Source organism: Streptomyces sp. VNUA24 (genome assembly GCF_029167005.1).
Classification (GTDB): Bacteria; Actinomycetota; Actinomycetes; order Streptomycetales; family Streptomycetaceae; genus Streptomyces; species Streptomyces scabiei.
The window spans coordinates 9,327,636-9,350,171 of the sequence record NZ_CP119143.1; the positions used below are offsets into that span (position 1 = coordinate 9,327,636).

A 22,536-nucleotide genomic window follows, 5' to 3' on the forward strand; every position below is an offset into this window, starting at 1 on the left:
TCATCCCTCTCCGTCATCCCGCCGTCGCCGCCGCGCACACCGCGCGCGCGATCCGCGCCACGTCCTCGTCGCCCGTGACATAGGGAGGCATCGTGTAGACGAGGTCCCGGAACGGCCGCAGCCACACGCCCTCGCCCACAGCTGCGGCCGTGGCGGCCGCCATGTCCACCGGGTGGTCGAGCTGGACGACCCCGATCGCGCCGAGGACCCGTACGTCCTTCACCCCCGGCAGCTCCCGCGCGGGCGCCAGACCGTCCCGCAGCCCCGTCTCGATCCGCTTGACCTCCGCGAGCCAGTCCTGGCCGAGCAGCAGCTCGATCGAGGCACAGGCGACGGACGCCGCCAGCGGATTGCCCATGAACGTGGGGCCGTGGGCCAGCACCGGCACCTCGCCCCGCGAGATCCCGTCGGCCACCCCGGCGGTGCACAGGGCCGCCGCCAGGGTCAGGTAACCGCCGGTCAGCGCCTTGCCGACGCACATCACGTCCGGGGTCACCGCCGCGTGGTCCGCCGCGAACAGAGCGCCCGTCCGGCCGAACCCGGTCGCGATCTCGTCGAAGACCAGCAGCACGTCGTGCGCGTCGCACGCCTCGCGCAGCACCCGCAGATACGCGGGGGAGTGGAAGCGCATCCCGCCCGCCCCCTGCACCACGGGCTCCACGATCACGGCGGCCAACTCGTCGGCGTACCGCTCGATCGCCGCGCGCAGCGACCGCGCGTACGCCTCGTCGAACTCGGCCGGCGGCGGGTCCACGAACACCTGGTGGGGCAGGACGCCCTGCCACAGCTCGTGCATCCCGCCCTCGGGGTCGCACACGGACATCGGCTGCCAGGTGTCGCCGTGGTAGCCGCCGCGCCAGGTCAGCAGGCGCCGCTTTGCGGGGCGGCCGAGCGAACGCCAGTACTGCAGGCACATCTTGACCGCGACCTCGACGGAGACCGACCCCGAGTCGGCCAGGAACACATGCTCCAGACCGTCGGGCGACAGGTCGACGAGGTGCTTCGCCAGCCGTACGGCGGGCTCGTGCGTGAGCCCGCCGAACATGACGTGACTCATCCGGCCGAGCTGCTCGCGCACCGCCTCGTTGAGCACCGGGTGGTTGTAGCCGTGGATGGCCGACCACCAGGACGACATGCCGTCCACCAGCTCGCCCGAGCCGTCCGCGAGCTTCAGCCGGACCCCGCTCGCCGACTCCACGACGAGCGGTTCCTGCCGGCCCGGCATGGGCCCGTACGGGTGCCACACATGCCGCCGGTCGAGGTCCAGCAGCTCCGGGACGCCCAGGCCGGACGGCTCAGGCATTGGGCGCGAGGTCGGTTCCGGCGCCCCGGCGGCGTACCGCGACCAGGTCCGTCCGCGCCTCGCCGGCCGGGGCCGCGGCGGCGACGGACCCGCAGGGACCGCCCTCCGCGTGCGATCCGCATCCCGCGCCGGCGCTCTCGTGCGACCCGCAGCCGCCCCCCGCGTGCGACTCGCACCCGGCGCTCTCCCCGGACCCGCACGCCCCGCCCGCGGTGACCGCCGCCCGGTGCTCCGGCAGGGTGACCTGGTCGGTGCCCTCCACCTCGAAGCCGGCGTCCGCGATCATCTCCAGGTCGGCCTTGCCGGCCTGGCCCTCACTGGTGAGGTAGTCGCCCAGGAAGATCGAGTTGGCCAGGTGCAGCGCCAGCGGCTGCATCGTGCGCAGATGGACCTCGCGCCCGCCCGCGATCCGCACCTCGCTGTCCGGGCAGACGAACCGCACCATCGCCAGGATCCGCAGACAGCGCTGCGGGGTCAGGTTCCACTCCTTGGCGAGCGGGGTGCCCTCGAACGGGATCAGGAAGTTGACCGGCACCGAGTCCGGGTCCAGCTCACGGAGGGAGAAGACGACGTCGACCAGGTCCTCGTCGCTCTCGCCCATGCCCGCGATCAGCCCCGAACACGCCGACAGACCCGCCGCGTGCGCCTTCTGGACCGTGTCCACCCGGTCGGCGTACGTGTGCGTCGTCGTGATCTCGCCGTACGTCGCCTCGGACGTGTTCAGGTTGTGGTTGTAGGCGTCCGCGCCCGCCTCGCGCAGACGTTCGGCCTGCCCGTCGGAGAGCAGACCGAGACAGGCGCACACCTCGACGCCCTCGTTCTGGTCCTTGATCGTCCTGATCGTGTCGGACACCCGGTCCACGTCCCGGTCGGTCGGGCCGCGCCCGGACGCCACCAGACAGACCCGCTTCGCGCCCCCGGCGAGTCCGGCCGCCGCGGCCTTGGACGCCTCGTCCGGCTTCAGCCAGCTGTACTTGAGGATGCCGGCGGTCGAGCCGAGCCGCTGCGAGCAGTAGGAGCAGTCCTCGGGGCACAGCCCGGACTTGAGGTTGACCAGATAGTTCAGTTTCACCCGGCGCCCGTACCAGTGCCGGCGCACCTTCCCGGCCGCGGCCACCACGTCCAGCAGTTCGTCGTCGGAGGTGCCGAGGACGGCGAGCGCCTCGGCACGGCTCAGCGGCTCGCGCCGGAGCCCCTTGTCCACCAGCGTGTTCAGCAGGTCCATGAGAGCCGATCCTGTCCTACGGGACCGCTTGCGGCCAAGGACGGTTCGGACAACAGAGTGGGTTCGACGTGTGGGTATCGCCACATCGTGGGCGGCCGGCCGGCCCGTTAGTGTCTGTGCACTGCCTACAAAAGCCCCCGCCGTGCCGTCCACCGCGGCCCCGGCGCCGAGGGCTGCCCACACCACCCCGGAGGACCCATGGCGTTCGGCTGGATCGACGAGCAGGCCTCCGCACGCCGCCGGGCCGGTCTCGTCCGCACCCTGCGCGCCCGGCCGGCCGACTCCCCGCTCCTCGACCTCGCCAGCAACGACTACCTCGGTCTGGCCCGGCACCCCGAGATCACCGAGGGCGCCGCCGAGGCCGCCCGCCGCTGGGGCGGCGGGGCCACCGGCTCCCGGCTGGTCACCGGCACCACCGAGCTCCACGGCGAACTGGAACGGGAACTGGCCGACTTCTGCGGCTTCGAGGCCGCGCTCGTCTTCTCCTCCGGCTACGCCGCCAACCTCGCCGCCGTCACCGCGCTCGCCCCCCACGGCTCCCTGATCGTCTCGGACGCGGGCAACCACGCCTCCCTCATCGACGGCTGCCGGCTGGCCCGCGGCACCACGCAGGTCGTCGCGCACGCCGACCCCGACGCCGTCCGCAAGGCGCTCGGCACGGCCGCCGCGGGGACCGCCCTGGCCGTGTCCGACACGGTCTTCTCCGTGGACGGCGACGCCGCCCCGCTGGCCGGACTCGCCGCGGCCTGCCGGGAGTACGGCGCCGGGCTCGTCGTGGACGACGCGCACGGCCTCGGTGTCCTGGGCGACGGGGGCCGGGGCGCACCGCACGCGGCGGGCCTCGCGGGCGCCCCCGACGTCGTCGTCACCCTCACGCTCTCCAAGTCGCTCGGCAGCCAGGGCGGAGCGGTCCTCGGCCCGGCGGCCGTCATCGACCACCTGGTCAACGCGGCCCGTACCTTCATCTTCGACACGGGTCTCGCCCCGGCCGCGACCGGCGCTGCGCTCGCCGCGCTGCGCCTGCTGCGCCGTGAGCCCGAGCGGGCGGCGCGCGCCCGTGAGGTGGCGAGGGAGCTGCACACACGGCTGACGGCGTCGGGCCATGAAGCGGTGCGGCCCGACGCCGCCGTGGTGTCCGTGCGTGCGCCGTCGCCGGATCAGGCGCTGGGGTGGGCGGCGGACTGCCGGGCGGCGGGTCTCGCCGTCGGCTGTTTCCGCCCGCCGTCCGTGCCCGACGGCGTCTCGCGGCTGCGGCTGACCGCCCGTGCGGATCTCACGCCGGAGCAGATCGACCGGGCCGTGCGGATCATCGACGACACGCGACCGTGAGTCGGCGTCCCGGCCGGGCGTCGCCGCGAACGGAATCCCGAACGCCGTCGGTGTCGGTCACCGCAGCGCGGTGATGAATCCCTCCCAGGTGTCGGGGTCGAACAGCAGGGCGGGCCCCGCCGTGTTCTTCGAGTCGCGTACGGCCACCAGCCCGGCCCAGCGGCCGGACCCCGGACGGGCCGTCTCGACACAGTTGTTCATCCCGGTGCTGCGGCTGCTGCGCAGCCATCGCACCTCGTGCAGGTCGGTACTTGCGGGGACGTTCCGAGGCAGTGCGGACATGGTGCCTCCTTACGCGCCGGCGGCTAGCCCGGCGATGTAATCCAACGAGTCCTCGGGCGAAAGGGCGTGGATCTGAAGGGCGTTGAAGGCCTCGACATACGCCTTGAGGTCTTCTTTCCGTTCGAGGTAGAGGCTACTCGTCAAGTGGTCGAGAACAACCACATCCAGATCAGATGTGCTCGGGAATGAGAAAATTACGAAAGGGCCCGTGACGCCGACATGTGCCCCGGCAGTGAACGGGAGCACCTGCAGTCTCACTTGGGGCAGCCGCGCCGCCTCGACCAGACGCACCAGCTGCCGGGCCATGACCTCGCGGCCCCCCACCTCGCGCCGGAGAACGCTCTCGTCGAGCACGGCGCTCAGCCTCATCGGCGGGTTTCCGCACAGCACCTTCTGCCGTGCGAGCCGCACCTCCACGAGCGCGTCGAGTTTGTCGTCCTCCAGCCCCTCCACCGCGGCCCGCGTCACCGCCCGCGCGTACTCGGGGATCTGCAGCAGGCCGGGCACCACCGAGGTCTCCAGCGTGCGCATGCCCCCGGCCTGCGACTCCAGGCTGATGAAGTCCCGGTACGCCGGAGGAAGTACGCCCCGGTACGCGTGCCACCAGTTGTGCCGTCCGCCGCCGTCCTCGGAGCCGGCGAGGGCCAGCAGCAGTTCCCGTAACTCGGTGTCGTCGATCCCGTACGCGTCCAGGAGCTTGCGGACGTCCGCGGGCCTCACCCCGCTGGAGCCCGTCTCGATCCGGCTCACCTTGGACTGGTGCCAGCCCACCCGACGGGCCGCCTCGATGCTCGTGAGCGCGGAACGGGTGCGCAGGACACGCAACTCGGCACCGAGCTTGCGGCGGCGCACCGCCGGACCGTACTGCATGGGATTCTCCTTCCGCCCGGCGAGCGACGTCGGGGTGACGACAGAGGATGGACCAAAGGCCCACCCAAATACGTTCGGCCGTCGGATAGTTCACCGCTTCGAGCGACAGATATATGCACATCTTGGTGGATCGCCGCCCGTCACGGCCCAGGTAGTGGCAGTCTGGCGCGAAGCACCAGTCCGGGACCGCAGTCGAACCATCCGCTCCCTGTCGGACACCGGTCCCGTGGGAAAGGGACGCCTCGCCATGGCAGATCACCTGGAAGCATCCGTCACTCTGCCGAGCGATCCCGCCTCGGTCTCCGCAGCCCGGAACTACGTCGCCGGTGTGCTCGCCGAATGGGGCCTGCCGGGTGACTCGGGCACCGCGGACACCGTGCGCCTGATCGTGTCCGAACTCGCCACCAACGCCGTCCAGCACACGTCGGGCCTGTCTCCCACCTTCACCGTGGACATCGCGCTCGACCGGGACGAACAGCTGCGCATCGGCGTCACCGACAGCCATCCGCGCTTCCCCAGACGCCTGCCGGCCGCCGTCCAGCAGGACAACGGCCGGGGCATGGTCATCATCCGGTGGCTGACCGCCGAGTGCGGCGGCAGGCTGAGCGTCAGACCCACGCGGGAGGGCGGCAAGACGGTGGCGATCGAACTTCCGTGGACGGTTCCCGTCCAGCCGGTCACCGCGGGTGGTCGGCCGGAGACCTGACCGGGTGGTTCTCCCGTCCGACCGGTGACGACGGCGGCGGCGTGGCGCCACGGCCGGAGGCGCGTCCCACCACCTTCGGGAGCAGGCCCCACAGGAGGAGGCACGCCAGGAGGGTGCCCGATCCGGCGACGATCCCGGCCGTCCGGCCGAGTGTCACGTCCACGACGAGCAGGACGGAACCGGTGAAGGCCGGCATCAGCACGATCATCCCCGCGGTGGCCAGCCGGGACGAGACCCGGACGATGGCGGGCTTGGCGTTCTGCTGGAAGAGCGAGCGGTGCAGGGCGGCCGGGGCGGTGAAGAGCGTCGCCGCGAGAACCGCGAGCAACAGGGTGGTGACGTAGGTGACACGCTGGAACGTGTCCAGATCCGGAAAGCGTGGCGTGAAGGCCAGCGTCAGCAGGAACGCGAAGAGGATCTGCACTCCGGTCTGGGTGACCCGCAGTTCCTGAAGCAACTCCGAGAAGTTGCGGTCGGCGCGTTCGAGGGGTGTCTCGTTACGCGCGGTGCTGGTGGGTACGTCGGCCATGACCGGACGGGTAACCATATGAGGACGACATACGCCGACGGGGGCGGCGGACAGCTCCACCGCCCCCGTCGGTGGGTCAGCGGACCCGGCCGTACCAGACGCTCTTCGTCCAGATCTTCTGCAGCCGGACGACGTCACCCGTCTTCGGCGAGTGCCAGAGCTTTCCCTTCCCCGCGTAGATACCGACGTGATAGACGTTCGAGCCCGAGTGGAAGAAGACGAGGTCTCCGAGCTTGCGGCTGCTCGCGGAGATGTGCTTCGTCTTGTTGTACTGCTGCTGGGCAGTACGGGGCAGCTTCTTGCCCGCCTTCTTGAACGAGTAGAGCGTCAGCCCCGAGCAGTCGAACCTGCCCGGACCCACGGCGCCGTACTTGTAAGGGGAGCCCTTCTTGGAAGCCGCGACCTTGAGTGCCTTCGACGCCACCGTGGCGGCCTCGGCGCCGGATGCGGCGCCCGGGACCACGATGCTGCCGCCCACGGCGGCGATGGTCAGAGCCGAGGCCGTACCGGCCCGGGTCAACAGCGACGGGACACGATTCAGCGCAGACATGCGCAACCCTTCGTCAGCCGCCTGTGAAGGATGACCTGTCGGATTCGGGCTGGCGAAGTTGCCCGGCCGCTGACGCGGCTTCACCCCAAGGGCTGCTCGGCCCGGTCATGGCGTGACCGTTCCGGCGACCCGTCGTGCTTGGGTCCTCCACTCCTGCCGATGCAATCCTGTCGACCGGTCATCCGGGCGGCGGCAGGACTCGGCGTCCACCCGGATCGCCCCGCCGCTGCGGCGGGGGCTTGTCGTCAGGAAGGGATCTTGGCGTACTCAAGTGCGAAAATCCCAACGGAAACGGGGATTTGTGGTCTTACTCACCACTCACCCGTTCGGGTGGACAGGGCGATTTCCCTCGTTGTGTCCCACTGGTCGAGGAGGTCCGCACCAGCGCCGGAATGCTGTACTCCGCCCATGTACCAGGCATCTTGCGCAACTTCACAGGTCCTCACGACGTATGGGCCGATGGGTCGATCGCGGTAGGCCGACCGGAGGGCGCCGAGCCGGAACCGGACGCCCCGTCAGTAGTACGGAGCGCGATACGCGATCGGTTCAGGCCGGAGTGCGGAGCCGATGAGCGATCGGTTCAGGCCGGCGAGTCCTCCGCCTCCGGCGGCAGCGCCACCCGTCCGGCGCGGCGCTCCCCGTCCAGGACGCGCAGCGCCCGCGCGAGTGTCGGCGCGTGCACCTCGTTCTCCCCGCGCTTGTGCATCAGTTCGAGCGCGTCGCGCAGGGCGGTCGCCTTCGAGACCAGCGCCTGCGCCGCCCGCAACCCGCGATAGGTGTCGCCCGGACGCGCCGGATTGATCCGGCCGATCAGGTCCAGTACGTCCAGGTAACGGTCGATCAGCTCGGCCTCGGCACGCGTGAGTGCGGGCAGCGGCGGCAGTTCCGGGGGCAGCATCCGCGCCTCACCTCGCGCCGGGGAACGGGGGCGAGGGGGGTGCGGGACGGGTCTTGCGGCTCCGGATCACCCGGTCGGCCAGGCCGTACGCCCCCGCCGCCTCGGCGTCGAGGAACGTGTCCCGCTCGATGTCGGCACCGATCCGCTCCGGACTCCGCCCCGTGTGCCGGACGAGCATCTCCTCCATGGCCCGGCGGTGGCGCGCCAACTCCTCGGCCTGGATCACCAGATCACCGGCCTGCCCCTCGGCCGGCTCGGCCAGGGCCGGCGGGTGGAGCAGCAGGCGCGCCCCCGGCAGCAGCGTCCGGTACCCCGCGCCGGTGCGCTCGGTGAACTCGGGCAGCACAGGGCGGGCGGACGGCGGACGCTCGGGCATGGATGTGCCTCCTCTGATCGACTTCCGTAAAAAATGTACAGGGCGTACGTAGCGAGGAGGAGGAGGGGGCCGCTATCGGCCGAGAGCGAAAGACCCCGCCGACGGTGCGGGGTGCAGCCGATGGTGAAACCCGTGGAAAGGGAGAGATCCCCGCGCAGCGAGGCTTCGCGGGGATCTCGGGTGGGCCGTGTCCGGCCGGTCAGTTCAGCGGCGCGGGAGCCGGGGTCCCGTAGAAGGTGACGGGCGGCCAGCCACGGGCGGCGGCCAGCGTGTTCAGGGCTTCCGCGACCTCCAGCGCGGTGATCCGCTGGGCTGCCGGCGCCTCCGTCGTGCCGACACTGAAACCGATCGTCAGTTCCGTCATCTCCGTACCGGGCATACGGACCGTGCCGCTGAACCTGGTGCCGTCCGGGAAGTCGGCGGCGGCCGACGGCCCGCTGTCGCCGTTGCTGTCGGTGCCGGTGGCCGTCTCCGCGCTCACCGCCGTCGCCTCCTGGGTGGTGCCGTTCGTGGTGAGGACCGCCCCTGCCGCCGCTGATCCCGAGTACCCGAGCAGCGACCGCCTGGAAAGACCGGACATCGTTCCCCCTGCGTCTGGTGGTCATGAACGCCTCCTGACGGAGGCCGAGCCCGATCGTACGAACGGGGCGACCGCCCTGGGCCAGAATCGGATCTTCCGCTCCGGGCGGTGGGGGAGCCCCGGTCTAAGCTGGATTCCATGGCCTACGAGATTCCGGTGACGCAAGCCAGGGCTGAGCTCGCCGAACTGATCAACCGCGTGGTCTACGGCGGCGAGCGCGTCGTCGTGACGCGCCACGGCAAGCCGCTCGTCGCCCTGGTCTCCGCCGCCGACCTGGAGCAGCTCGAAGCCCTCCAGGGGCCCGCGGACGAGCCGGTGATCAGCTCCGCCTCCCGAGTCCGCGAGGTCACGCCGACGGCCAGGGAGCAGCAGAGGTTCGGCATCGCGGCCGAGCACCGGGGGACGGGCGCCGCGTCCTAGCGGCGTGTGGGCGGGGGCGCGAAGGCCGTGCGCCCCCGTCCGCTACAGCGGGGGCGCACGGCCGGTCCTGGTGTCGGCCGGGGTCGGCCGCGGACGGGTCAGCCGGCCGGGACCGGGGCGGGGCCCGGCTCGGTGACGGTCCGCTCGGCGGGCTTCGGGGCACGCCTGAGCAGGTGGCCCAGCAGGACCGCCGCCAGGCCGAAGGCCGCCCAGGCGGTCAGGACGAGGGCCGGGGCGAGGGCGGCAGCGCCGTCGAAGAAGGACACCGAGCGCAGCAGGGACACACCCGCACCCGGCGGGAGGAGCCGGCCGAGGGTGCCCGCCGGTTCGGGCAGCAGCTGGGGCGCGGTGGCGGCGCCCGCGAAGGGGTTGCCGACGAAGACGATCAGCAGCGCGCCCAGGCCCATGCCCGGCTTGCCGAGCAGCGAGGCGAATCCGGCCACGGTGCCGCCGACGGCCAGTGTCGTCAGGCTCAGCACGCCGGCCTCGGCCCACCAGTGACCGCCGAGTACGCCCAGCCAGCTCTCCGTGATCGCGGTGGCGGCGAGCCCGACCAGCACGGCGGCTCCGACCAGCGCACCGGCCGCACGCCCCCGGCGCAGACCGAGCAGGGTGACCATGGCGCCGGAGGCGGTACCCGCCAGGGCCAGCGGCAGCACACCGGCACCGAAGGCCGAGCCCCGCGGGTCGTTCGGCGAGGTGGCCACCACATCGGTGGTCGCGACCCGGACCCCCTCCTCGGCGGCCTGCTGGGTCACGGCCTGCTGCAGCAACTGGGCCACCATCGGGCTCGCGGCCGAGGCGGTGAGCAGCTTCGGCCCCGCCTGGGTGACGACCACCGCGCCGTACACGGTCCGGTCCTCGATCGCCTTCCGCGCGGCCGTCTCGTCGGCGTAGCGGTGGATCTCGAAGGCGCCCTCCCGGTCCGCCAGTTGCTTCTCGACCTGGGCGACCGCGGTGGCCGGACCGGCCACACCGAGCGGCAGGTCGCGGGGGGCGGTCCGGGCGTTGGGCCACGCGAAGGCCCACAGTGCGAGGGCCGCGATGACCGGGATCAGGACGATGACGGCGACCATACGGCGGTTCGGGGGTACCGAGTGGGCCGGGGCCGACGTGCCGACGGCGGTGGCGGGGGTGGTGCCTGCGCCTGAGTCGGTGGCCTTGGCCGCGGTGGATGCTGCGGACGGGGCGGACATGGTTCTCCTCGGTGGGGAGTAAGGGGTGGGCGGGTGGTCGCCGCGGCGGTTGCTCGCGACGGCAGGGCGGCGGTGGTGCGTGTGCGTGGCCGCTAAAAAGAAGGAGCGTTCGTTTTTCTTGTCTTCACCATCCTCCCGGTGTCGCGTCTTGTCAAGAAGGAACGTTCGTTTTACGTTGGGCGCCATGCCCCGCGTATCCCAGGAGCGTCTCGACGCCCGCCGCCGCCAGATCCTCGACGCCGCCGCCCGCTGCTTCGCCCGGAACGGCTTCCACGCCACCTCGATGCAGGACGTGCTGAAGGAGGCCGATCTCTCCGCCGGGGCCGTCTACCGCTACTTCAGCGGCAAGGAAGAGCTGATCGCGGCGATCGTCAGCGAGGTCCTCGACGACGTCCGCAGCGCGTTCGAGGACGCGGCGGTGCAGGATCCGCCCCCGCCGCCGGACGTCCTGCTCGGCACCGTGCTGCGCCGCATCCTGCACCGGGAGCCGTCGCTAGGGGAGGCGGGGGAGTCCCTGTACCCGAAGCTGATGGTGCAGGTGTGGGCGGAGACGCTGCGCAATCCCGAACTGCACGCGATCCTCGCCGAAGGCTTCACCCAGGTCCGCAGCCCCTGGATCAGGATCGTCGAGGCGTACCAGGACGCCGGGATGATGCGGGCCGACATCCCCGCCGTCAGCGTGGCGCGCACGATGGTCGCGCTCGCCCAGGGTTTCGCCGCCCAGAACGCGCTGTTCGGTGACGTACCGGTCCAGGTGTTGGAGCTGGGTCTCAAGGCCCTGATGAGCATGGAGGTCAGGGACGACGCCGGCTGAGCGGGGACCGGGGCGGGGCGCACGGTGATCACGGCCCGGTTAACGTCGCCGAAACGCCGCCCGATTAGCCTGCGGCCACGCCACCAGCGAATTTGCCCGGTGGCGAGGCAACCGGACCCCGCACGGTCCGGAGCGAGGATGTGAGGTGGACGCCGTGCAACTGACCCCGCACGAGCAGGAGAGGCTGCTGATCCATGTGGCGGCCGACGTGGCGGAGAAGCGCCGGGCCCGCGGCCTCAAGCTGAACCACCCCGAGGCCGTGGCGCTCATCACCGCTCACCTCCTCGAAGGCGCCCGGGACGGCCGCACCGTGGCCGAACTGATGGCGTCCGGGCGGAAGTTGCTCACCCGGGACGACGTCATGGAGGGCATCCCGGAGATGATCCACGACGTCCAGGTCGAGGCGACCTTCCCGGACGGCACCAAGCTCGTCACCGTCCACGACCCGATCGTCTGAGAGGGCCGCGATGTCCACGACCCGCGCCTCCGAGGGGACCGCGATGATTCCCGGCGAGATCCTCTTCGCTTCCGGCCCGATCGTCTACAACGAGGGCCGTGAGGTCACCCGGCTCACCGTCCTGAACGCCGCCGACCGGCCCGTGCAGGTCGGCTCCCACTACCACTTCGCCGAGGCCAACCCGGGCCTGGAGTTCGACCGCGCGGCCGCGCGCGGGAAGCGGCTGAACGTCGCCGCCGGCACCGCCGTGCGCTTCGAGCCCGGGATCCCCGCCGAGGTGGAACTCGTACCCCTCGCCGGTGCCCGGGTCGTGCCCGGACTGCGCGGGGAGACCGGAGGTGCCCTCGATGCCTGAGATCTCGCGTGCCGCGTACGCCGACCTGTTCGGCCCCACCACCGGTGACCGCATCCGGCTCGCCGACACCGATCTGCTCGTCGAGATCGAGGAGGACCGCTGCGGCGGGCCCGGACTCGCCGGTGACGAGGCGGTGTTCGGCGGTGGCAAGGTCATTCGCGAATCCATGGGCCAGGCCCGGGCCACGCGCGCGGAGGGCACTCCGGACACCGTTGTCACGGGCGCGGTGATCATCGACCACTGGGGCGTCGTGAAGGCCGACATCGGCATCCGCGACGGCCGGATCACCGGCATCGGCAAGGCCGGCAACCCCGACACGATGGACGGTGTCCACCCCGACCTGGTCATCGGCCCCGAGACGGAGATCATCGCGGGCAACGGGCGGATCGTCACCGCCGGAGCGATCGACGCCCACGTCCACTTCATCTGCCCGCAGATCGCCGACGAGGCCCTGTCGTCCGGTGTCACGACCCTGGTCGGCGGCGGCACGGGACCGGCGGAGGGCTCGAAGGCCACGACCGTCACCCCCGGCCCCTGGCACCTGGCCCGGATGATGGAGGCGATGGAGGCGTACCCGCTCAACATCGGCTTCCTCGGCAAGGGCAACACGGTCTCGCACGAGGCGATGCTGTCCCAGATCCGCGCCGGCGCCCTCGGCCTCAAGCTGCACGAGGACTGGGGCTCGACCCCGGCCGTCATCGACGCCTCGCTGACCGTCGCCGAGCGGACGGGCATCCAGGTCGCCATCCACACGGACACGCTGAACGAGGCCGGGTTCGTCGGTGACACGCTCGCCGCGATCGCCGGACGCGGCATCCACGCGTACCACACCGAGGGTGCCGGCGGCGGGCACGCGCCGGACATCATGACCGTGGTGTCCGAGCCGCACGTGCTGCCCAGCTCCACCAACCCGACCCGGCCCTACACCGTCAACACCGCCGAGGAACACCTCGACATGCTGATGGTCTGCCACCACCTGAACGCTGCCGTGCCGGAGGACCTGGCGTTCGCCGAGTCCCGCATCCGGCCGTCCACCATCGGCGCCGAGGACATACTGCACGACCTGGGCGCCATCTCGATCATCTCCTCGGACTCGCAGGCCATGGGACGCGTGGGCGAGGTCGTCCTGCGCACCTGGCAGACCGCGCACGTGATGAAGCGGCGGCGGGGCGCGCTCCCCGGTGACGGCCGCGCGGACAACCACCGCGTACGTCGCTACGTCGCCAAGTACACGATCAACCCCGCCCTCGCGCAGGGGCTGGCCCGTGAGATCGGCTCGGTCGAGACGGGCAAGCTGGCCGACCTGGTCGTGTGGGAGCCCGCGTTCTTCGGGGTCAAGCCCCAGCTCGTGATCAAGGGCGGACAGATCGCCTACGCGCAGATGGGCGACGCGAACGCCTCCATCCCGACGCCGCAGCCCATCCTTCCGCGCCCGATGTTCGGGGCCATCGGGCGGGCGCCCGCCTCGAACTCCTTCAACTTCGTGGCGCCGCTCGCCGTCGAGGACGGGCTGCCCGAGCGGCTGTCGCTGGGGAAGCGGTTCGTCGCCATCGAGTCGACCCGGGGGGTCACCAAGGCCGACATGCGGGAGAACGACGCGCGGCCGGAGGTGCGCATCGACCCGGACAGCTTCGCCGTGCACATCGACGGAGAGCTGGTGGAGGCCGCACCGGCCGCCGAACTGCCCATGGCGCAGCGGTACTTCCTCTTCTGATGGCCGGGACGGTGCACGGGATGCGCGGGGTGCCACGCCGGACCTTCGGGGCACGACGTCCGAGGAGAGGGGGCCGCGATGTCTAGGGCCGCGCTGCTGGTCCTGGCCGACGGCCGGTTCCCCGCCGGAGGGCACGCGCACTCCGGCGGGGCCGAGGCGGCCGTCAAGGCCGGGCTGATCACCGGGGCGGAGGGGCTGGAGGCTTTCTGCCGGGGGCGGTTGCACACGGCCGGGCTGGTGGCGGCGGGACTGGCCGCCGCCGCCGCGCTCGGCGTGGATCCGACGGCCCTGGACGCCGCCGCCGACGCCCGGACGCCCTCCGTCGCCCTCCGGGGTGCTTCACGGAAGCTGGGGCGGCAGTTGATGCGGGCGGCGCGGGCGACCTGGCCGTCGGCGGAACTGGACGCGCTGGCAGGGGAGTTCCCCAAGGGGGCACACCAGCCGGTGGTGCTGGGGGTGGTGGCCAGGGCGGCCGGGCTGGGGGCGGACGACGCGGCGTACTGCTCGGCGTACGAGAGTGTGAGCGGGGCGGCGAGTGCGGTGGTGCGGTTGCTGAGTCTCGATCCGTTCGACGCGACCGGGGTGTTGGCGCGGTTGGCTCCCGAGCTGGATGTGGTGGTGGGGGAGGCGGTCGACGCGGCTCGGGGGGTGGGGCGGGCGGGGGTGGAGTGTCTGCCTGCGGCGTCCGGGCCGTTGTTGGAGATCGGTGCGGAGGTTCATGCGGGGTGGTCCGTGCGGTTGTTCGCTTCCTGAGTCTCCTCGCCCCCGCCGCCCCTACCCGTCCCATCCTTGAGGGGCTGCGCCCCTCGCCCCCATACGTCCGCCCGGTGGGGCTTCTCGCGCAGTTCCCCGCGCCCCTGAAAAGCAGGGGCTGCGCCCCGCGCTTTTCAGGCCCGCAGGGCCGGTGGCTTTCAGGCCCGCAGGGGCCTGATGCTTTTAAGGGCGCGGGGAACTGCGCGACCAGCCCCCACTCACCCGCACCCGCCCCACGACCGTCCCACCCACCCCCGTCCGCGACCCACGGCCAAGGAGTCCCCTATGCATCTCGACCACTCCCACCCCCACGACGGCCCCACCGCACTCGGCGCGGACGCGCGGCGGCCCGACGGGACACGGCGGGCCCTGCGGATCGGGCTCGGCGGGCCCGTCGGGTCCGGCAAGACCGCCACCGTCGCCGCGCTCTGCCGCGCGCTGCGGGACGAGCTGTCGCTCGCGGTCGTGACCAACGACATCTACACGCGCGAGGACGCCGAGTTCCTGCTGCGCGAGGCCGTACTGCCGCCCGAGCGGATCACCGCCGTGGAGACGGGCGCGTGCCCGCACACGGCGATCCGGGACGACATCTCCGCGAACCTGGAGGCGGTGGAGGACCTGGAGGACGAGGTCGGGCCGCTCGACCTCATCCTCGTCGAGTCCGGCGGCGACAACCTCACCGCCACCTTCTCCCGGGGTCTCGTCGACGCACAGGTCTTCGTCATCGACGTGGCCGGCGGGGACGACATCCCGCGCAAGGGCGGCCCCGGCGTCACCACCGCCGATCTGCTCGTCGTCAACAAGACGGACCTCGCGCCGTACGTCGGCTCCGACCTCGCCCGGATGGCCGCGGACGCGAAGGCGCAGCGGGCCGAACTGCCGGTGGTGTTCCAGTCGCTGCGCACCGAGGCGGGCGTAACGGACGTCGCCGCCTGGGTGCGCGGGCAGCTCGCGGCGTGGACGGCATGACGTCGGCCCCGCACTCCGCCGTGGCGAGGGCCCGCGGGACGACCGGCGTCAGCGCCACCGCCCGGCTCACGGCCCGCGCGGACGGGCGGGGCGGCACCGCCCTGCCCGTACTGGAGAGCGACGGGCCCCTGGCCCTGCGCCGTACACGGGGGAGTGGCGACGAGGCCCGGGTCATGCTGGTCGGGGCCATGAGCGGGCCGCTCGGCGGGGACCGCTTCGCCGTCGAGGCGGAGGTCGGCGCCGGGGCGCGGCTGCATGTCGGGTCGGCCGCCGCGACCATCGCGCTGCCCGGCCAGGCCAAGGGCGAGGCCCACTACGGCGTACGGATCGAGGTCGCCACCGGAGGTGAACTGCGCTGGCTGCCCGAGCAGTTGATCTCGGCGAAGGGCAGCGACCTGTACGTGTCGACGCGGGTGGAACTCGCCGAGGGCGCGCGGCTGGTCTTCCGGGAGGAGCAGGTGCTCGGCCGGTCCGGGGAGGAGCCCGGGCGGCTCACCAGCCGGCTCGGGGTGTGGTCGGGCGGGCGGCCGTTGCTCGACCAGCAGGTGTCCTGCGGGCCGGGGGCTCCCGGTGGCTGGGACGGGCCCGCCGTGCTGGGCGGGCATCGGGCGTTGGGGCAACTCCTGGTCGTACGGCCGGAGTTCGCCGAGCGGGCGCCCGGGCCGAAGGTGCTGGGGGAGACCGCCGTGCTCACCCCGCTCGCCGGGCCGGCCGTGCTCGTCAGCGCGCTCGCGCCCGACGCGCTGAGGCTGCGGCGCGTACTCGACGACGCCCTGGCCGAACTGGACGGCTGAGGAGTGGCGGACCGGGTCCGCACTCATCCGCTGAACGGGACTTTCCGCACCGGTTATCGGATTAGTAAAGAACTGTTCCGGCCTCTGTTCTCAGGTACCTGACAGGTACGAGGATCCCCGTGACCATGTCGCATCTTCGCAACGATGTACGGGGAGTTTCCTCTTGAGAGGTATGAGGCCGACCAGAAGGGCGGCAGCGTTCGGCTCCGCCGGACTGCTCGTCACGGCGACGCTGATAGCGGGTGCCGTCGCCGCCCCCGTGGCAAACGCCGCGGACAGCGCGCGAGCGCAGAACCGCGAGGCCAAGGGCGTCGCCCTCGCCGCCGAGAGGGCGGCGAAGAAGGGCATCGACTGGCAGGACTGCCCCGAGGGCTGGGGCCTGGAGAAGCCGATCAAGTGCGGCTGGGTCTCCGTGCCGCTGGACTACGCCAAGCCGAACGGCAAGCAGATCCAGCTGGCGGTGGACCGTATCGGCAGCACCGGTACGAAGGAGGAGCGCCAGGGCGCGCTCGTCTACAACCCGGGCGGCCCGGGCGGCTCGGGCCTGCGCTTCCCGCGCCGGGTCACCACCAAGGCCCCGCTGTGGGCCAAGACGTCCAAGGCGTACGACTTCGTGGGCTTCGACCCGCGCGGAGTCGGCAAGTCGGCGCCCATCTCCTGCGTCGACCCGCAGGAGTTCGTGAAGGCGCCCAAGATGGACCCGGTCCCGGACTCCGAGGCCGACAAGCTCAAGCAGCGGGGGCTCGCGGCCGACTACGCGGCGGGCTGCCGGGAGCGCAGCGGCGAGATGCTGCCCCACATGACGACGCCGAACACCGCGCGTGACCTGGACGTCATCCGGGCCGCCCTGGGGGAGAAGAAGCTCAACTTCCTCGGTGTCTCGTACGGCACCTACATCGGCGCCGTCTACGGCACGCTCTTCCCGGACCACGTGCGCCGCATGATCGTCGACAGCGTGGTGAACCCCTCCCGCGAGAAGATCTGGTACCAGGCCAACCTGGACCAGGACGTCGCCTTCGAGGGCCGGTGGCAGGACTGGACGAAGTGGGTCGCGCAGAACGACGCGACGTACCACCTCGGGAACACCCGGGCCAAGGTGCAGGCGAAGTGGCTGGAGCTGCGGGCCGCCGCGAAGAAGAAGCCGCTCGGCGGGCTCGTCGGCCCGGCCGAGCTGATCTCCTTCTTCCAGAGCGCCCCGTACTACGACTCCTCGTGGGCGCCCACCGCCCGGGTCTGGAGCAAGTACGCCGCCGGTGACACCCAGGCGCTGGTCGACGCGGCCGCCCCGGACCTCTCCGACACCGCGGGCAACGCGGCCTCGGAGAACGGCAACGCCGTCTACACGGCGGTCGAGTGCACCGACGCCAAGTGGCCCACCAGCTGGCGGAAGTGGGACCGCGACAACACCCGGCTGCACCGGGACCACCCGTTCATGACCTGGGCCAACGCCTGGATGAACCTGCCGTGCGCCACCTGGGGGTCGAAGCAGTACACCCCGCTGAACGTGAAGACCAAGGCGGGCCTGCCGCCCGTCCTGATCGTCCAGTCCGAGCGGGACGCGGCCACGCCGTACGAGGGTGCCGTCGAGCTGCACAAGCGGTTCAAGGGCTCCCGTCTCGTCACGGAGCAGAACGCGGGCTCCCACGGCGTCACCGGCCTGGTGAACCCGTGCGTCAACGAGCGGGTGGACACCTACCTGCTCACCGGTGAGGTGGGCGGGGCCGACGTGACGTGCGCGCCGCACGCCACGCCCGCTCCGTAGGACCCGCCGTGGTCCCGTGACGTGACCGAGGTGACGTGACGGAAAGGGGGCGACCGGGACACCCCGGTCGCCCCCTTCTCCCTGCGCTCACACCGTCACGCCGGGCGCCCCGCCAGCCACGCGTCCTCCGCCGCGTAGGCGAAGAGGTCCCCGTAGACCTCGGCCATCCTCGGGTACGCCGCCCGCCAGTCCCGTCCGCCCGCCAGCCGGCTCTCGATCCACGCGACCGTCTCCGGCAGCGACCGCGCGTACCGGACCACCGGGCGGTAGCCCAGCTCCCGCTCCGCCGCCGACATGTCGCACACCACCGGCACCGGCACCGACCAGGGCGTGTCGCCCACGGTGGGAGCCGGGGCGGGGCCGTCCACCAGGACGTTCTCCGCGTCGACTCCCATCACCGCGTCGATGGCCGCGGCGATCTCCACGACCGTCGGCGCCTCGGGGTCGACGGCGTTCAGCACCCGGGTGCCGGGCCGGGCGGCGGCCAGCCGGACCAGCTCGGCGATGTTGTGGACGCTCGCCGGGTGGAAACGGCTCTCGCCGCCGTACGCGAGGATCCGGCGGGGCCGGCCGTCCAGGTTGCGCTTCACGAAGTACAGCTCGCGCGGTGTCCGGCCGTGCGGCCCGTGGACCGCGCCCGCGCGCAGCAGGGTCGTGGGCAACCGGTCGCCCCCGGCGAGGAGTTCACGCTCCAGGCCCGCCTTGCGGGTGCTGTACGAGGTATCGCCGGGCCGGATCGTGCGCTGGCTCTCGGGAAGGGGCACGGGGTACTCGGGAAAGCCGCCGGGCTCGGCCTGGGTGTCGAAGGTACGGCCCTTGTCGTCCTCGTACACCGACACGCTGGAGACGACGACCGCCGACCCGACCCCGTCGGACCGCGCGAGCAACTGCCGGGCGTGTGCGGGGCCGTAGGCGACCACGTCGACCAGGACGTCGCAGTCGTCGCCGATCGCCGTCGTCAGGGCCGCGTCGTCCTCACGGTCGGCCGGTACCGCCCGCACCTCCTCGGGCCACCCCGCGTCCCGGCCGCCGCCCCGCGAGAGGGCGGTCACCGCCCAGCCGTCGCGCGCCAGCGCGCCCACGGCCGCGCGCCCGATCTGTCCCGTCGCCCCGATCACCACAGCACGTCGTGTCATGCCCCGACCGTACGGCGCCCGCCCCCGGTCCGCCGGGGTGCTCTGCTACCGGCAGAACACCCCGGCGGGGGTCCGGGAACCGGTCAACTCAGCGGCATGCGCGGGAACCTGCGCTCCTTGGCCGCCGCGGCCTCCTCCGCCTTCACCACGGCCGCGTACTGGTCGACGTACTCCTGGTCGGAGAGCGACAGGATCGCGTACATGATCTCGTCGGTGATCGCGCGCAGCACGGCCTTCTCGCTCTCCATGCCCTCGTAGCGCGAGAAGTCGAGCGGCTTGCCGAAGCGGATGACGACGGGGTGGATGTTGGGGATGACCTTGCCCGGGGGCTGCGCCTCGAAGGTGCCGATCATGGCGCAGGGGATGACGGGCACCTTGGCCCTGAGCGCCATGACCGCGACGCCGACCTTGCCCTTGTAGAGGCGGCCGTCGTGGGAGCGGGTGCCCTCCGGGTAGATGCCGAGGAGTTCGTCCTTGCTCAGCACACCGAGCCCCTCGCGGATGGCGGCCTGACCGGCCTCCTTGCCGGAGCGGTCGACCGGGATCTGCCCGGCGCTGCGGAAGAAGAACGCGGTCAGCCGGCCCTTGAGACCCGGACCGGTGAAGTACTCGGCCTTCGCCAGGAACGTGATCCTCCGCTTGAGGATCGCGGGCATCAGGAAGTGGTCCGAGAAGGACAGGTGGTTGCCCGCGACGATGGCCGCGCCCGTGGACGGGACGTGTTCGAGGCCCTCGATGCGAGGCCGGAAGACCAGTCGCAGCAGCGGACCCAGAAGCACGTATTTGAGCAGGTAATAGAACACGGCGTCTCCCTCGCGCTACCCGATCGACTCTGTGGACGTGTTCCGCCAGGACACGGAAGACATGCGCGCTCGCGATCCCTCCGGGGGCAGAGCCCGTCCGCGGCCGGGTCCGATCGTGCTCACGCTGACTCCTCGCTGACGTCGCTGACGTTGCGTCAGGCGCCATGAGCGCTGGTGAGCCCCGTCCCGCGTGTCGACAGTGTGATCGTAGCCCGCCGTGCCGCGTCACCGGGAGCACCCGGAGGCGCCCACGTCGTCCCGCGCTGACTTCTGGCCGAACCGCGTGGGCGGCGGACGCGGGTGTGCGGCCCGCCGAACGGCGTCGAAGCGTCCGGCGGCGGCAGCGGGGCCGCGCCCCGCCCCGGACGTCCGACGGCGGGGAGCGCCGCCCCGGGCCGGCCGTGCTCCTGATCCACATGCCGTCGCCCCCGTGCTGGCTTAGCGTCTGGATATGGGCGTCAGGTGCTGCGCCGCATGACCGGGTCCGGTGGGCGTCCGGGTGCGGACGATCCGCTGGGCGAGAGCCTGGCGGCGGCGGTGCGCCGCACCGGAGCCCGCTTCGGCGGCGTCTACGTGCTGGATCCGGCGGAAACCACACTGGGCCTGCTCGCGCTGTGCGGCGTACCGGTCGACGCCTTCGCCCCGTGGTGGCGGGCCCCCTTCTCCGTGCACGGCCCGAGCCAGGACGCGGTCCGCAACGACCGGCTCGTCTGGGTCAGTTCCCTGGAGGAACTGGCCCGCTGCTATCCGCGCGTCGCGGCGGGCATCCCCTACCAGGTCGCGTTCGCCGTCCACCCGCTCGGCGGGATCAGGCACTGCCGGGGCGCGCTGCTGCTCGGGTGGGCACCCGGACGTTCCCCCCGGCTCGGCCGCCGGGAGCGCGGGAACATCGCCTTCAGCGCCCGCCGTATCGCCCGGGTGCTGGACGCGCAGGCCCTGCCGCCGGTCGTCCCGGACCGGCCCCGCTTCGTGCGGCCGCACCGCGACACCCCCGTCCCCCAGTCCGGACGCGCCGCGGCCGAGATGGTGGAACGTCTGCCGCTCGGCATCCTCGCCCTCGACCTGGGAGGATGCGTCGCCTACGTCAATGCCGCGGCCGCCGACCTGCTGGGCGGACCGGCGGAGCGCCTGCTGGGAACCCAGCCGTGGCAGTCCCTGACCTGGCTCGACGACATCGCGTACATGGACGCCTACCGCACCGCCATGAGCAGCCGCGAGCCGGTCGCCCTGACCGTGGTGCGCCCTCCGGGCCGTCGGCTCGATCTGCGCCTGCACACGGACGACAACGGCACCAGCGTGCTCATCTCCCCCCACCTCGCTTCCCGCCCCCTCGGCGCGCGGCCCGCGCCCGACCCCGGGTCCGTCTCCGGGGCCGGGCCGGACGACACGCGGCCCGCGCTCACCGGACCCCCGTCGCACAGCCGCATCCACCTGCTGATGGCCCTGGCCGCCGCCCTGACCGACACCCTCGGCGTCCAGGACGTCGTCGACCTCGTCGCCGAACGGATCCTGCCCGCGTTCGGCGCCCACGGCATGATCATGTCCACCGCCGACGCCGGCCGCATCCAGATCATCGGGCACCGCGGCTACGACCCCGCCGTCATCGAGCAGTTCGACGGCATGCCCGCGGACGCCGATCTGACCCCGGCCGGCCGTGTCCTGACCACCGGTGCCTCCTCGTTCTTCGCCGACCGGGGTGAACTGTCCCGCTTCTATCCCAGGGCCCCGCAGATCACCGACAAGCACGCCTGGGCCTTCCTGCCGCTGCTCAGCTCCGGGCACCCCATCGGCTGCCTCCTGCTCGCCTACGACGAGCCGCACCCGTTCACCGCCGGTGAGCGCTCGATCCTCACGCCCCTCGCCGGGCTCATCGCCCAGGCCCTGGACCGCGCACGCCTCTACGACGCCAAGCACAACCTCGCGCACGCTCTGCAGCAGACCCTGCTGCCCCACGCCCTGCCCGCCGTGGCCGGGCTCGACGTCGCCGCCCGCTATCTGCCCGCCAGCCACGGCATGGACATCGGCGGCGACTTCTACGACCTGATCCGTCTCACCGACACCACGGCCGCCGCGGTCATCGGCGACGTGCAGGGACACGACATCACGGCGGCCGCCCTCATGGGCCAGGTCCGCATGGCCGTCCACTCCCACGCCACCGCCGGTGCCGCTCCCGACCAGGTCCTGGCCCGCACCGACCGCGACCTGGCCGACCTCAACGCCAGCCGCTTCGTCTCCTGCCTCTACGCCCACCTCGACCTCGGCCGCCGCCAGGCCACCCTCGCCAGCGCCGGACATCCGCCGCCGCTGGTGCGCCACCCCGACCGGCGCAGCCATCCGGTGGACATCCGCCCCGGCCCCCCGCTCGGCATCGGCGTCGGCAGCCCCGTCTACCCGCTCACCACGCTGTCCCTGGCCCCGGAGACACTGCTCGCCCTCTACACGGACGGACTGGTGGAGGACCCCGGCACCGACATGAGCCGGACCATCGCCGACCTCGCCCAGCACCTCGGCCGGGCCGGCGACCTCCCGCTGCACCAGCTGGTGGACAGCCTGGTCCGCCACACCCGCCCCACCGGTCGGCACACCGACGACATCGCCCTGTTCCTGCTGCGACCCCACCGCGCCGCCTGACCCCGCCCGGCAGCGGTGTCCCGGCACGTCACATCTGGTGTTCGGGCCGGACGTGGTGCGAGTCGACGGGCGGTCTCACAGGGC

Annotated in this window: 23 protein-coding genes, 1 pseudogene and 1 riboswitch; of the genes and pseudogenes, 12 read left to right on the plus strand and 12 right to left on the minus strand. The window is 72.3% G+C overall.

All coding sequences use genetic code 11. The features are described from left to right. Positions 1-13: 13 nt before the first annotated feature. Positions 14-1,303, minus strand: coding sequence for an adenosylmethionine--8-amino-7-oxononanoate transaminase (locus tag PYR72_RS40195; RefSeq protein ID WP_275459848.1), 1,290 nt, complete (start codon positions 1,301-1,303; stop codon positions 14-16). Next, positions 1,296-2,528 (minus strand): biotin synthase BioB, encoded by a 1,233-nt coding sequence (gene bioB / locus PYR72_RS40200; RefSeq protein WP_275459849.1) that lies wholly within the window; start codon positions 2,526-2,528, stop codon positions 1,296-1,298. Before bioB ends, PYR72_RS40195 begins: the two co-directional genes overlap by 8 nt. A gap of 198 nt (positions 2,529-2,726) precedes the next feature. On the opposite strand from bioB, the gene PYR72_RS40205 reads away from it, so the two are divergent. Beyond that, positions 2,727-3,857 (plus strand): 8-amino-7-oxononanoate synthase, encoded by a 1,131-nt coding sequence (locus PYR72_RS40205; protein ID WP_275459850.1) that lies wholly within the window; start codon positions 2,727-2,729, stop codon positions 3,855-3,857. A 57-nt stretch (positions 3,858-3,914) separates the two neighbouring features. On the opposite strand, the gene PYR72_RS40210 is transcribed toward PYR72_RS40205, so the two are convergent. Beyond that, the gene (locus PYR72_RS40210) at positions 3,915-4,139 is read right to left on the minus strand and encodes a DUF397 domain-containing protein (protein ID WP_275459851.1); all 225 of its coding nucleotides are present in this window, start codon (positions 4,137-4,139) and stop codon (positions 3,915-3,917) included. A 9-nt stretch (positions 4,140-4,148) separates the two neighbouring features. Next, positions 4,149-5,009, minus strand: coding sequence for a helix-turn-helix transcriptional regulator (locus PYR72_RS40215; protein ID WP_275459852.1), 861 nt, complete (start codon positions 5,007-5,009; stop codon positions 4,149-4,151). Between the two features lie 247 nt (positions 5,010-5,256). On the opposite strand from PYR72_RS40215, the gene PYR72_RS40220 reads away from it, so the two are divergent. Continuing rightward, complete coding sequence (locus PYR72_RS40220) at positions 5,257-5,715, plus strand: ATP-binding protein (RefSeq protein ID WP_275459853.1); 459 nt, start codon at positions 5,257-5,259, stop codon at positions 5,713-5,715. On the opposite strand, the gene PYR72_RS40225 is transcribed toward PYR72_RS40220, so the two are convergent. The 5 genes and pseudogenes from PYR72_RS40225 to PYR72_RS40245 form a co-directional block, all read right to left on the minus strand. After that, on the minus strand, positions 5,687-6,244 hold the full coding sequence (locus PYR72_RS40225) for a DUF6328 family protein (protein WP_275459854.1): 558 nt from the start codon (positions 6,242-6,244) through the stop codon (positions 5,687-5,689). The genes PYR72_RS40220 and PYR72_RS40225 overlap by 29 nt on opposite strands. Before the next feature lie 76 nt (positions 6,245-6,320). Further along, positions 6,321-6,794 (minus strand): C40 family peptidase, encoded by a 474-nt coding sequence (locus tag PYR72_RS40230; RefSeq protein ID WP_037727551.1) that lies wholly within the window; start codon positions 6,792-6,794, stop codon positions 6,321-6,323. Positions 6,795-6,797: 3 nt separating this feature from the next. Next, a riboswitch (cyclic di-AMP (ydaO/yuaA leader) is annotated at positions 6,798-7,009 on the minus strand. 365 nt (positions 7,010-7,374) lie between these two features. Further along, entirely contained in the window at positions 7,375-7,692 is a 318-nt protein-coding gene (locus tag PYR72_RS40235) for a hypothetical protein (RefSeq protein ID WP_059080266.1), read from the minus strand. Positions 7,693-7,699: 7 nt separating this feature from the next. Continuing rightward, positions 7,700-7,999 (minus strand): annotated as a pseudogene (locus tag PYR72_RS40240) (ATP-dependent Clp protease proteolytic subunit); the annotation flags it as partial. A gap of 268 nt (positions 8,000-8,267) precedes the next feature. Further along, positions 8,268-8,648: a twin-arginine translocation signal domain-containing protein gene (locus tag PYR72_RS40245; RefSeq protein ID WP_275459855.1), complete on the minus strand. Its 381-nt coding sequence runs from the start codon at positions 8,646-8,648 to the stop codon at positions 8,268-8,270. A gap of 138 nt (positions 8,649-8,786) precedes the next feature. Between PYR72_RS40245 and PYR72_RS40250 the strand changes: the two genes are divergently transcribed. After that, complete coding sequence (locus PYR72_RS40250; protein WP_275459856.1) at positions 8,787-9,068, plus strand: type II toxin-antitoxin system Phd/YefM family antitoxin; 282 nt, start codon at positions 8,787-8,789, stop codon at positions 9,066-9,068. Positions 9,069-9,166: 98 nt separating this feature from the next. On the opposite strand, the gene PYR72_RS40255 is transcribed toward PYR72_RS40250, so the two are convergent. Then, the gene (locus PYR72_RS40255; RefSeq protein ID WP_275459857.1) at positions 9,167-10,264 is read right to left on the minus strand and encodes an ABC transporter permease; all 1,098 of its coding nucleotides are present in this window, start codon (positions 10,262-10,264) and stop codon (positions 9,167-9,169) included. 184 nt (positions 10,265-10,448) lie between these two features. Between PYR72_RS40255 and PYR72_RS40260 the strand changes: the two genes are divergently transcribed. The 8 genes from PYR72_RS40260 (at position 10,449) to PYR72_RS40295 (ending at position 17,882) form a co-directional block, all read left to right on the plus strand. Beyond that, the gene (locus PYR72_RS40260; protein WP_275459858.1) at positions 10,449-11,078 is read left to right on the plus strand and encodes a TetR/AcrR family transcriptional regulator; all 630 of its coding nucleotides are present in this window, start codon (positions 10,449-10,451) and stop codon (positions 11,076-11,078) included. A 154-nt stretch (positions 11,079-11,232) separates the two neighbouring features. Next, entirely contained in the window at positions 11,233-11,535 is a 303-nt protein-coding gene (locus tag PYR72_RS40265; RefSeq protein ID WP_037727756.1) for an urease subunit gamma, read from the plus strand. Positions 11,536-11,578: 43 nt separating this feature from the next. Beyond that, positions 11,579-11,890, plus strand: a complete 312-nt coding sequence (locus PYR72_RS40270; RefSeq protein WP_037727758.1) for an urease subunit beta — start codon at positions 11,579-11,581, stop codon at positions 11,888-11,890. Next, on the plus strand, positions 11,883-13,604 hold the full coding sequence (locus PYR72_RS40275) for an urease subunit alpha (protein WP_275459859.1): 1,722 nt from the start codon (positions 11,883-11,885) through the stop codon (positions 13,602-13,604). Before PYR72_RS40270 ends, PYR72_RS40275 begins: the two co-directional genes overlap by 8 nt. 78 nt (positions 13,605-13,682) lie before the next feature. Further along, positions 13,683-14,357, plus strand: coding sequence for an urease accessory UreF family protein (locus tag PYR72_RS40280; RefSeq protein WP_275459860.1), 675 nt, complete (start codon positions 13,683-13,685; stop codon positions 14,355-14,357). 285 nt (positions 14,358-14,642) lie between these two features. Next, positions 14,643-15,326 (plus strand): urease accessory protein UreG, encoded by a 684-nt coding sequence (ureG, locus tag PYR72_RS40285; RefSeq protein WP_275459861.1) that lies wholly within the window; start codon positions 14,643-14,645, stop codon positions 15,324-15,326. After that, on the plus strand, positions 15,323-16,120 hold the full coding sequence (locus tag PYR72_RS40290) for an urease accessory protein UreD (RefSeq protein ID WP_275459862.1): 798 nt from the start codon (positions 15,323-15,325) through the stop codon (positions 16,118-16,120). Before ureG ends, PYR72_RS40290 begins: the two co-directional genes overlap by 4 nt. Before the next feature lie 172 nt (positions 16,121-16,292). Further along, a complete protein-coding gene (locus PYR72_RS40295; protein ID WP_275459863.1) occupies positions 16,293-17,882 on the plus strand; it encodes an alpha/beta hydrolase in 1,590 nt (529 codons plus the stop codon). Positions 17,883-17,977: 95 nt separating this feature from the next. Here PYR72_RS40295 and PYR72_RS40300 read toward each other — a convergent pair whose 3' ends face one another. Then, a complete protein-coding gene (locus PYR72_RS40300) occupies positions 17,978-19,018 on the minus strand; it encodes an NAD(P)-dependent oxidoreductase (RefSeq protein ID WP_275459864.1) in 1,041 nt (346 codons plus the stop codon). Positions 19,019-19,101: 83 nt separating this feature from the next. Beyond that, positions 19,102-19,821, minus strand: coding sequence for a lysophospholipid acyltransferase family protein (locus PYR72_RS40305; protein WP_013005260.1), 720 nt, complete (start codon positions 19,819-19,821; stop codon positions 19,102-19,104). A 474-nt stretch (positions 19,822-20,295) separates the two neighbouring features. Here PYR72_RS40305 and PYR72_RS40310 point away from each other — a divergent pair, with 474 nt between their 5' ends. Continuing rightward, a complete protein-coding gene (locus PYR72_RS40310; protein ID WP_275459865.1) occupies positions 20,296-22,452 on the plus strand; it encodes a SpoIIE family protein phosphatase in 2,157 nt (718 codons plus the stop codon). Positions 22,453-22,536 lie beyond the last annotated feature (84 nt).

Excerpts from the sequence above, each read along its gene's own strand:
- PYR72_RS40210 (WP_275459851.1), bottom strand. The coding sequence starts at position 4,139 with ATGTCCGCACTGCCTCGGAACGTCCCCGCAAGTACCGACCTGCACGAG.
- PYR72_RS40215 (WP_275459852.1), bottom strand. The coding sequence starts at position 5,009 with ATGCAGTACGGTCCGGCGGTGCGCCGCCGCAAGCTCGGTGCCGAGTTG.
- PYR72_RS40280 (WP_275459860.1), top strand. The coding sequence starts at position 13,683 with ATGTCTAGGGCCGCGCTGCTGGTCCTGGCCGACGGCCGGTTCCCCGCC.
- PYR72_RS40245 (WP_275459855.1), bottom strand. The coding sequence starts at position 8,648 with ATGTCCGGTCTTTCCAGGCGGTCGCTGCTCGGGTACTCGGGATCAGCG.
- PYR72_RS40205 (WP_275459850.1), top strand. The coding sequence starts at position 2,727 with ATGGCGTTCGGCTGGATCGACGAGCAGGCCTCCGCACGCCGCCGGGCC.
- PYR72_RS40250 (WP_275459856.1), top strand. The coding sequence starts at position 8,787 with ATGGCCTACGAGATTCCGGTGACGCAAGCCAGGGCTGAGCTCGCCGAA.
- PYR72_RS40195 (WP_275459848.1), bottom strand. The coding sequence starts at position 1,303 with ATGCCTGAGCCGTCCGGCCTGGGCGTCCCGGAGCTGCTGGACCTCGAC.
- PYR72_RS40310 (WP_275459865.1), top strand. The coding sequence starts at position 20,296 with ATGACCGGGTCCGGTGGGCGTCCGGGTGCGGACGATCCGCTGGGCGAG.
- PYR72_RS40290 (WP_275459862.1), top strand. The coding sequence starts at position 15,323 with ATGACGTCGGCCCCGCACTCCGCCGTGGCGAGGGCCCGCGGGACGACC.
- PYR72_RS40260 (WP_275459858.1), top strand. The coding sequence starts at position 10,449 with ATGCCCCGCGTATCCCAGGAGCGTCTCGACGCCCGCCGCCGCCAGATC.
- PYR72_RS40230 (WP_037727551.1), bottom strand. The coding sequence starts at position 6,794 with ATGTCTGCGCTGAATCGTGTCCCGTCGCTGTTGACCCGGGCCGGTACG.
- PYR72_RS40255 (WP_275459857.1), bottom strand. The coding sequence starts at position 10,264 with ATGTCCGCCCCGTCCGCAGCATCCACCGCGGCCAAGGCCACCGACTCA.
- bioB (WP_275459849.1), bottom strand. The coding sequence starts at position 2,528 with ATGGACCTGCTGAACACGCTGGTGGACAAGGGGCTCCGGCGCGAGCCG.
- PYR72_RS40275 (WP_275459859.1), top strand. The coding sequence starts at position 11,883 with ATGCCTGAGATCTCGCGTGCCGCGTACGCCGACCTGTTCGGCCCCACC.
- ureG (WP_275459861.1), top strand. The coding sequence starts at position 14,643 with ATGCATCTCGACCACTCCCACCCCCACGACGGCCCCACCGCACTCGGC.
- PYR72_RS40220 (WP_275459853.1), top strand. The coding sequence starts at position 5,257 with ATGGCAGATCACCTGGAAGCATCCGTCACTCTGCCGAGCGATCCCGCC.
- PYR72_RS40300 (WP_275459864.1), bottom strand. The coding sequence starts at position 19,018 with ATGACACGACGTGCTGTGGTGATCGGGGCGACGGGACAGATCGGGCGC.
- PYR72_RS40270 (WP_037727758.1), top strand. The coding sequence starts at position 11,579 with ATGATTCCCGGCGAGATCCTCTTCGCTTCCGGCCCGATCGTCTACAAC.
- PYR72_RS40295 (WP_275459863.1), top strand. The coding sequence starts at position 16,293 with ATGAGGCCGACCAGAAGGGCGGCAGCGTTCGGCTCCGCCGGACTGCTC.
- PYR72_RS40235 (WP_059080266.1), bottom strand. The coding sequence starts at position 7,692 with ATGCTGCCCCCGGAACTGCCGCCGCTGCCCGCACTCACGCGTGCCGAG.
- PYR72_RS40225 (WP_275459854.1), bottom strand. The coding sequence starts at position 6,244 with ATGGCCGACGTACCCACCAGCACCGCGCGTAACGAGACACCCCTCGAA.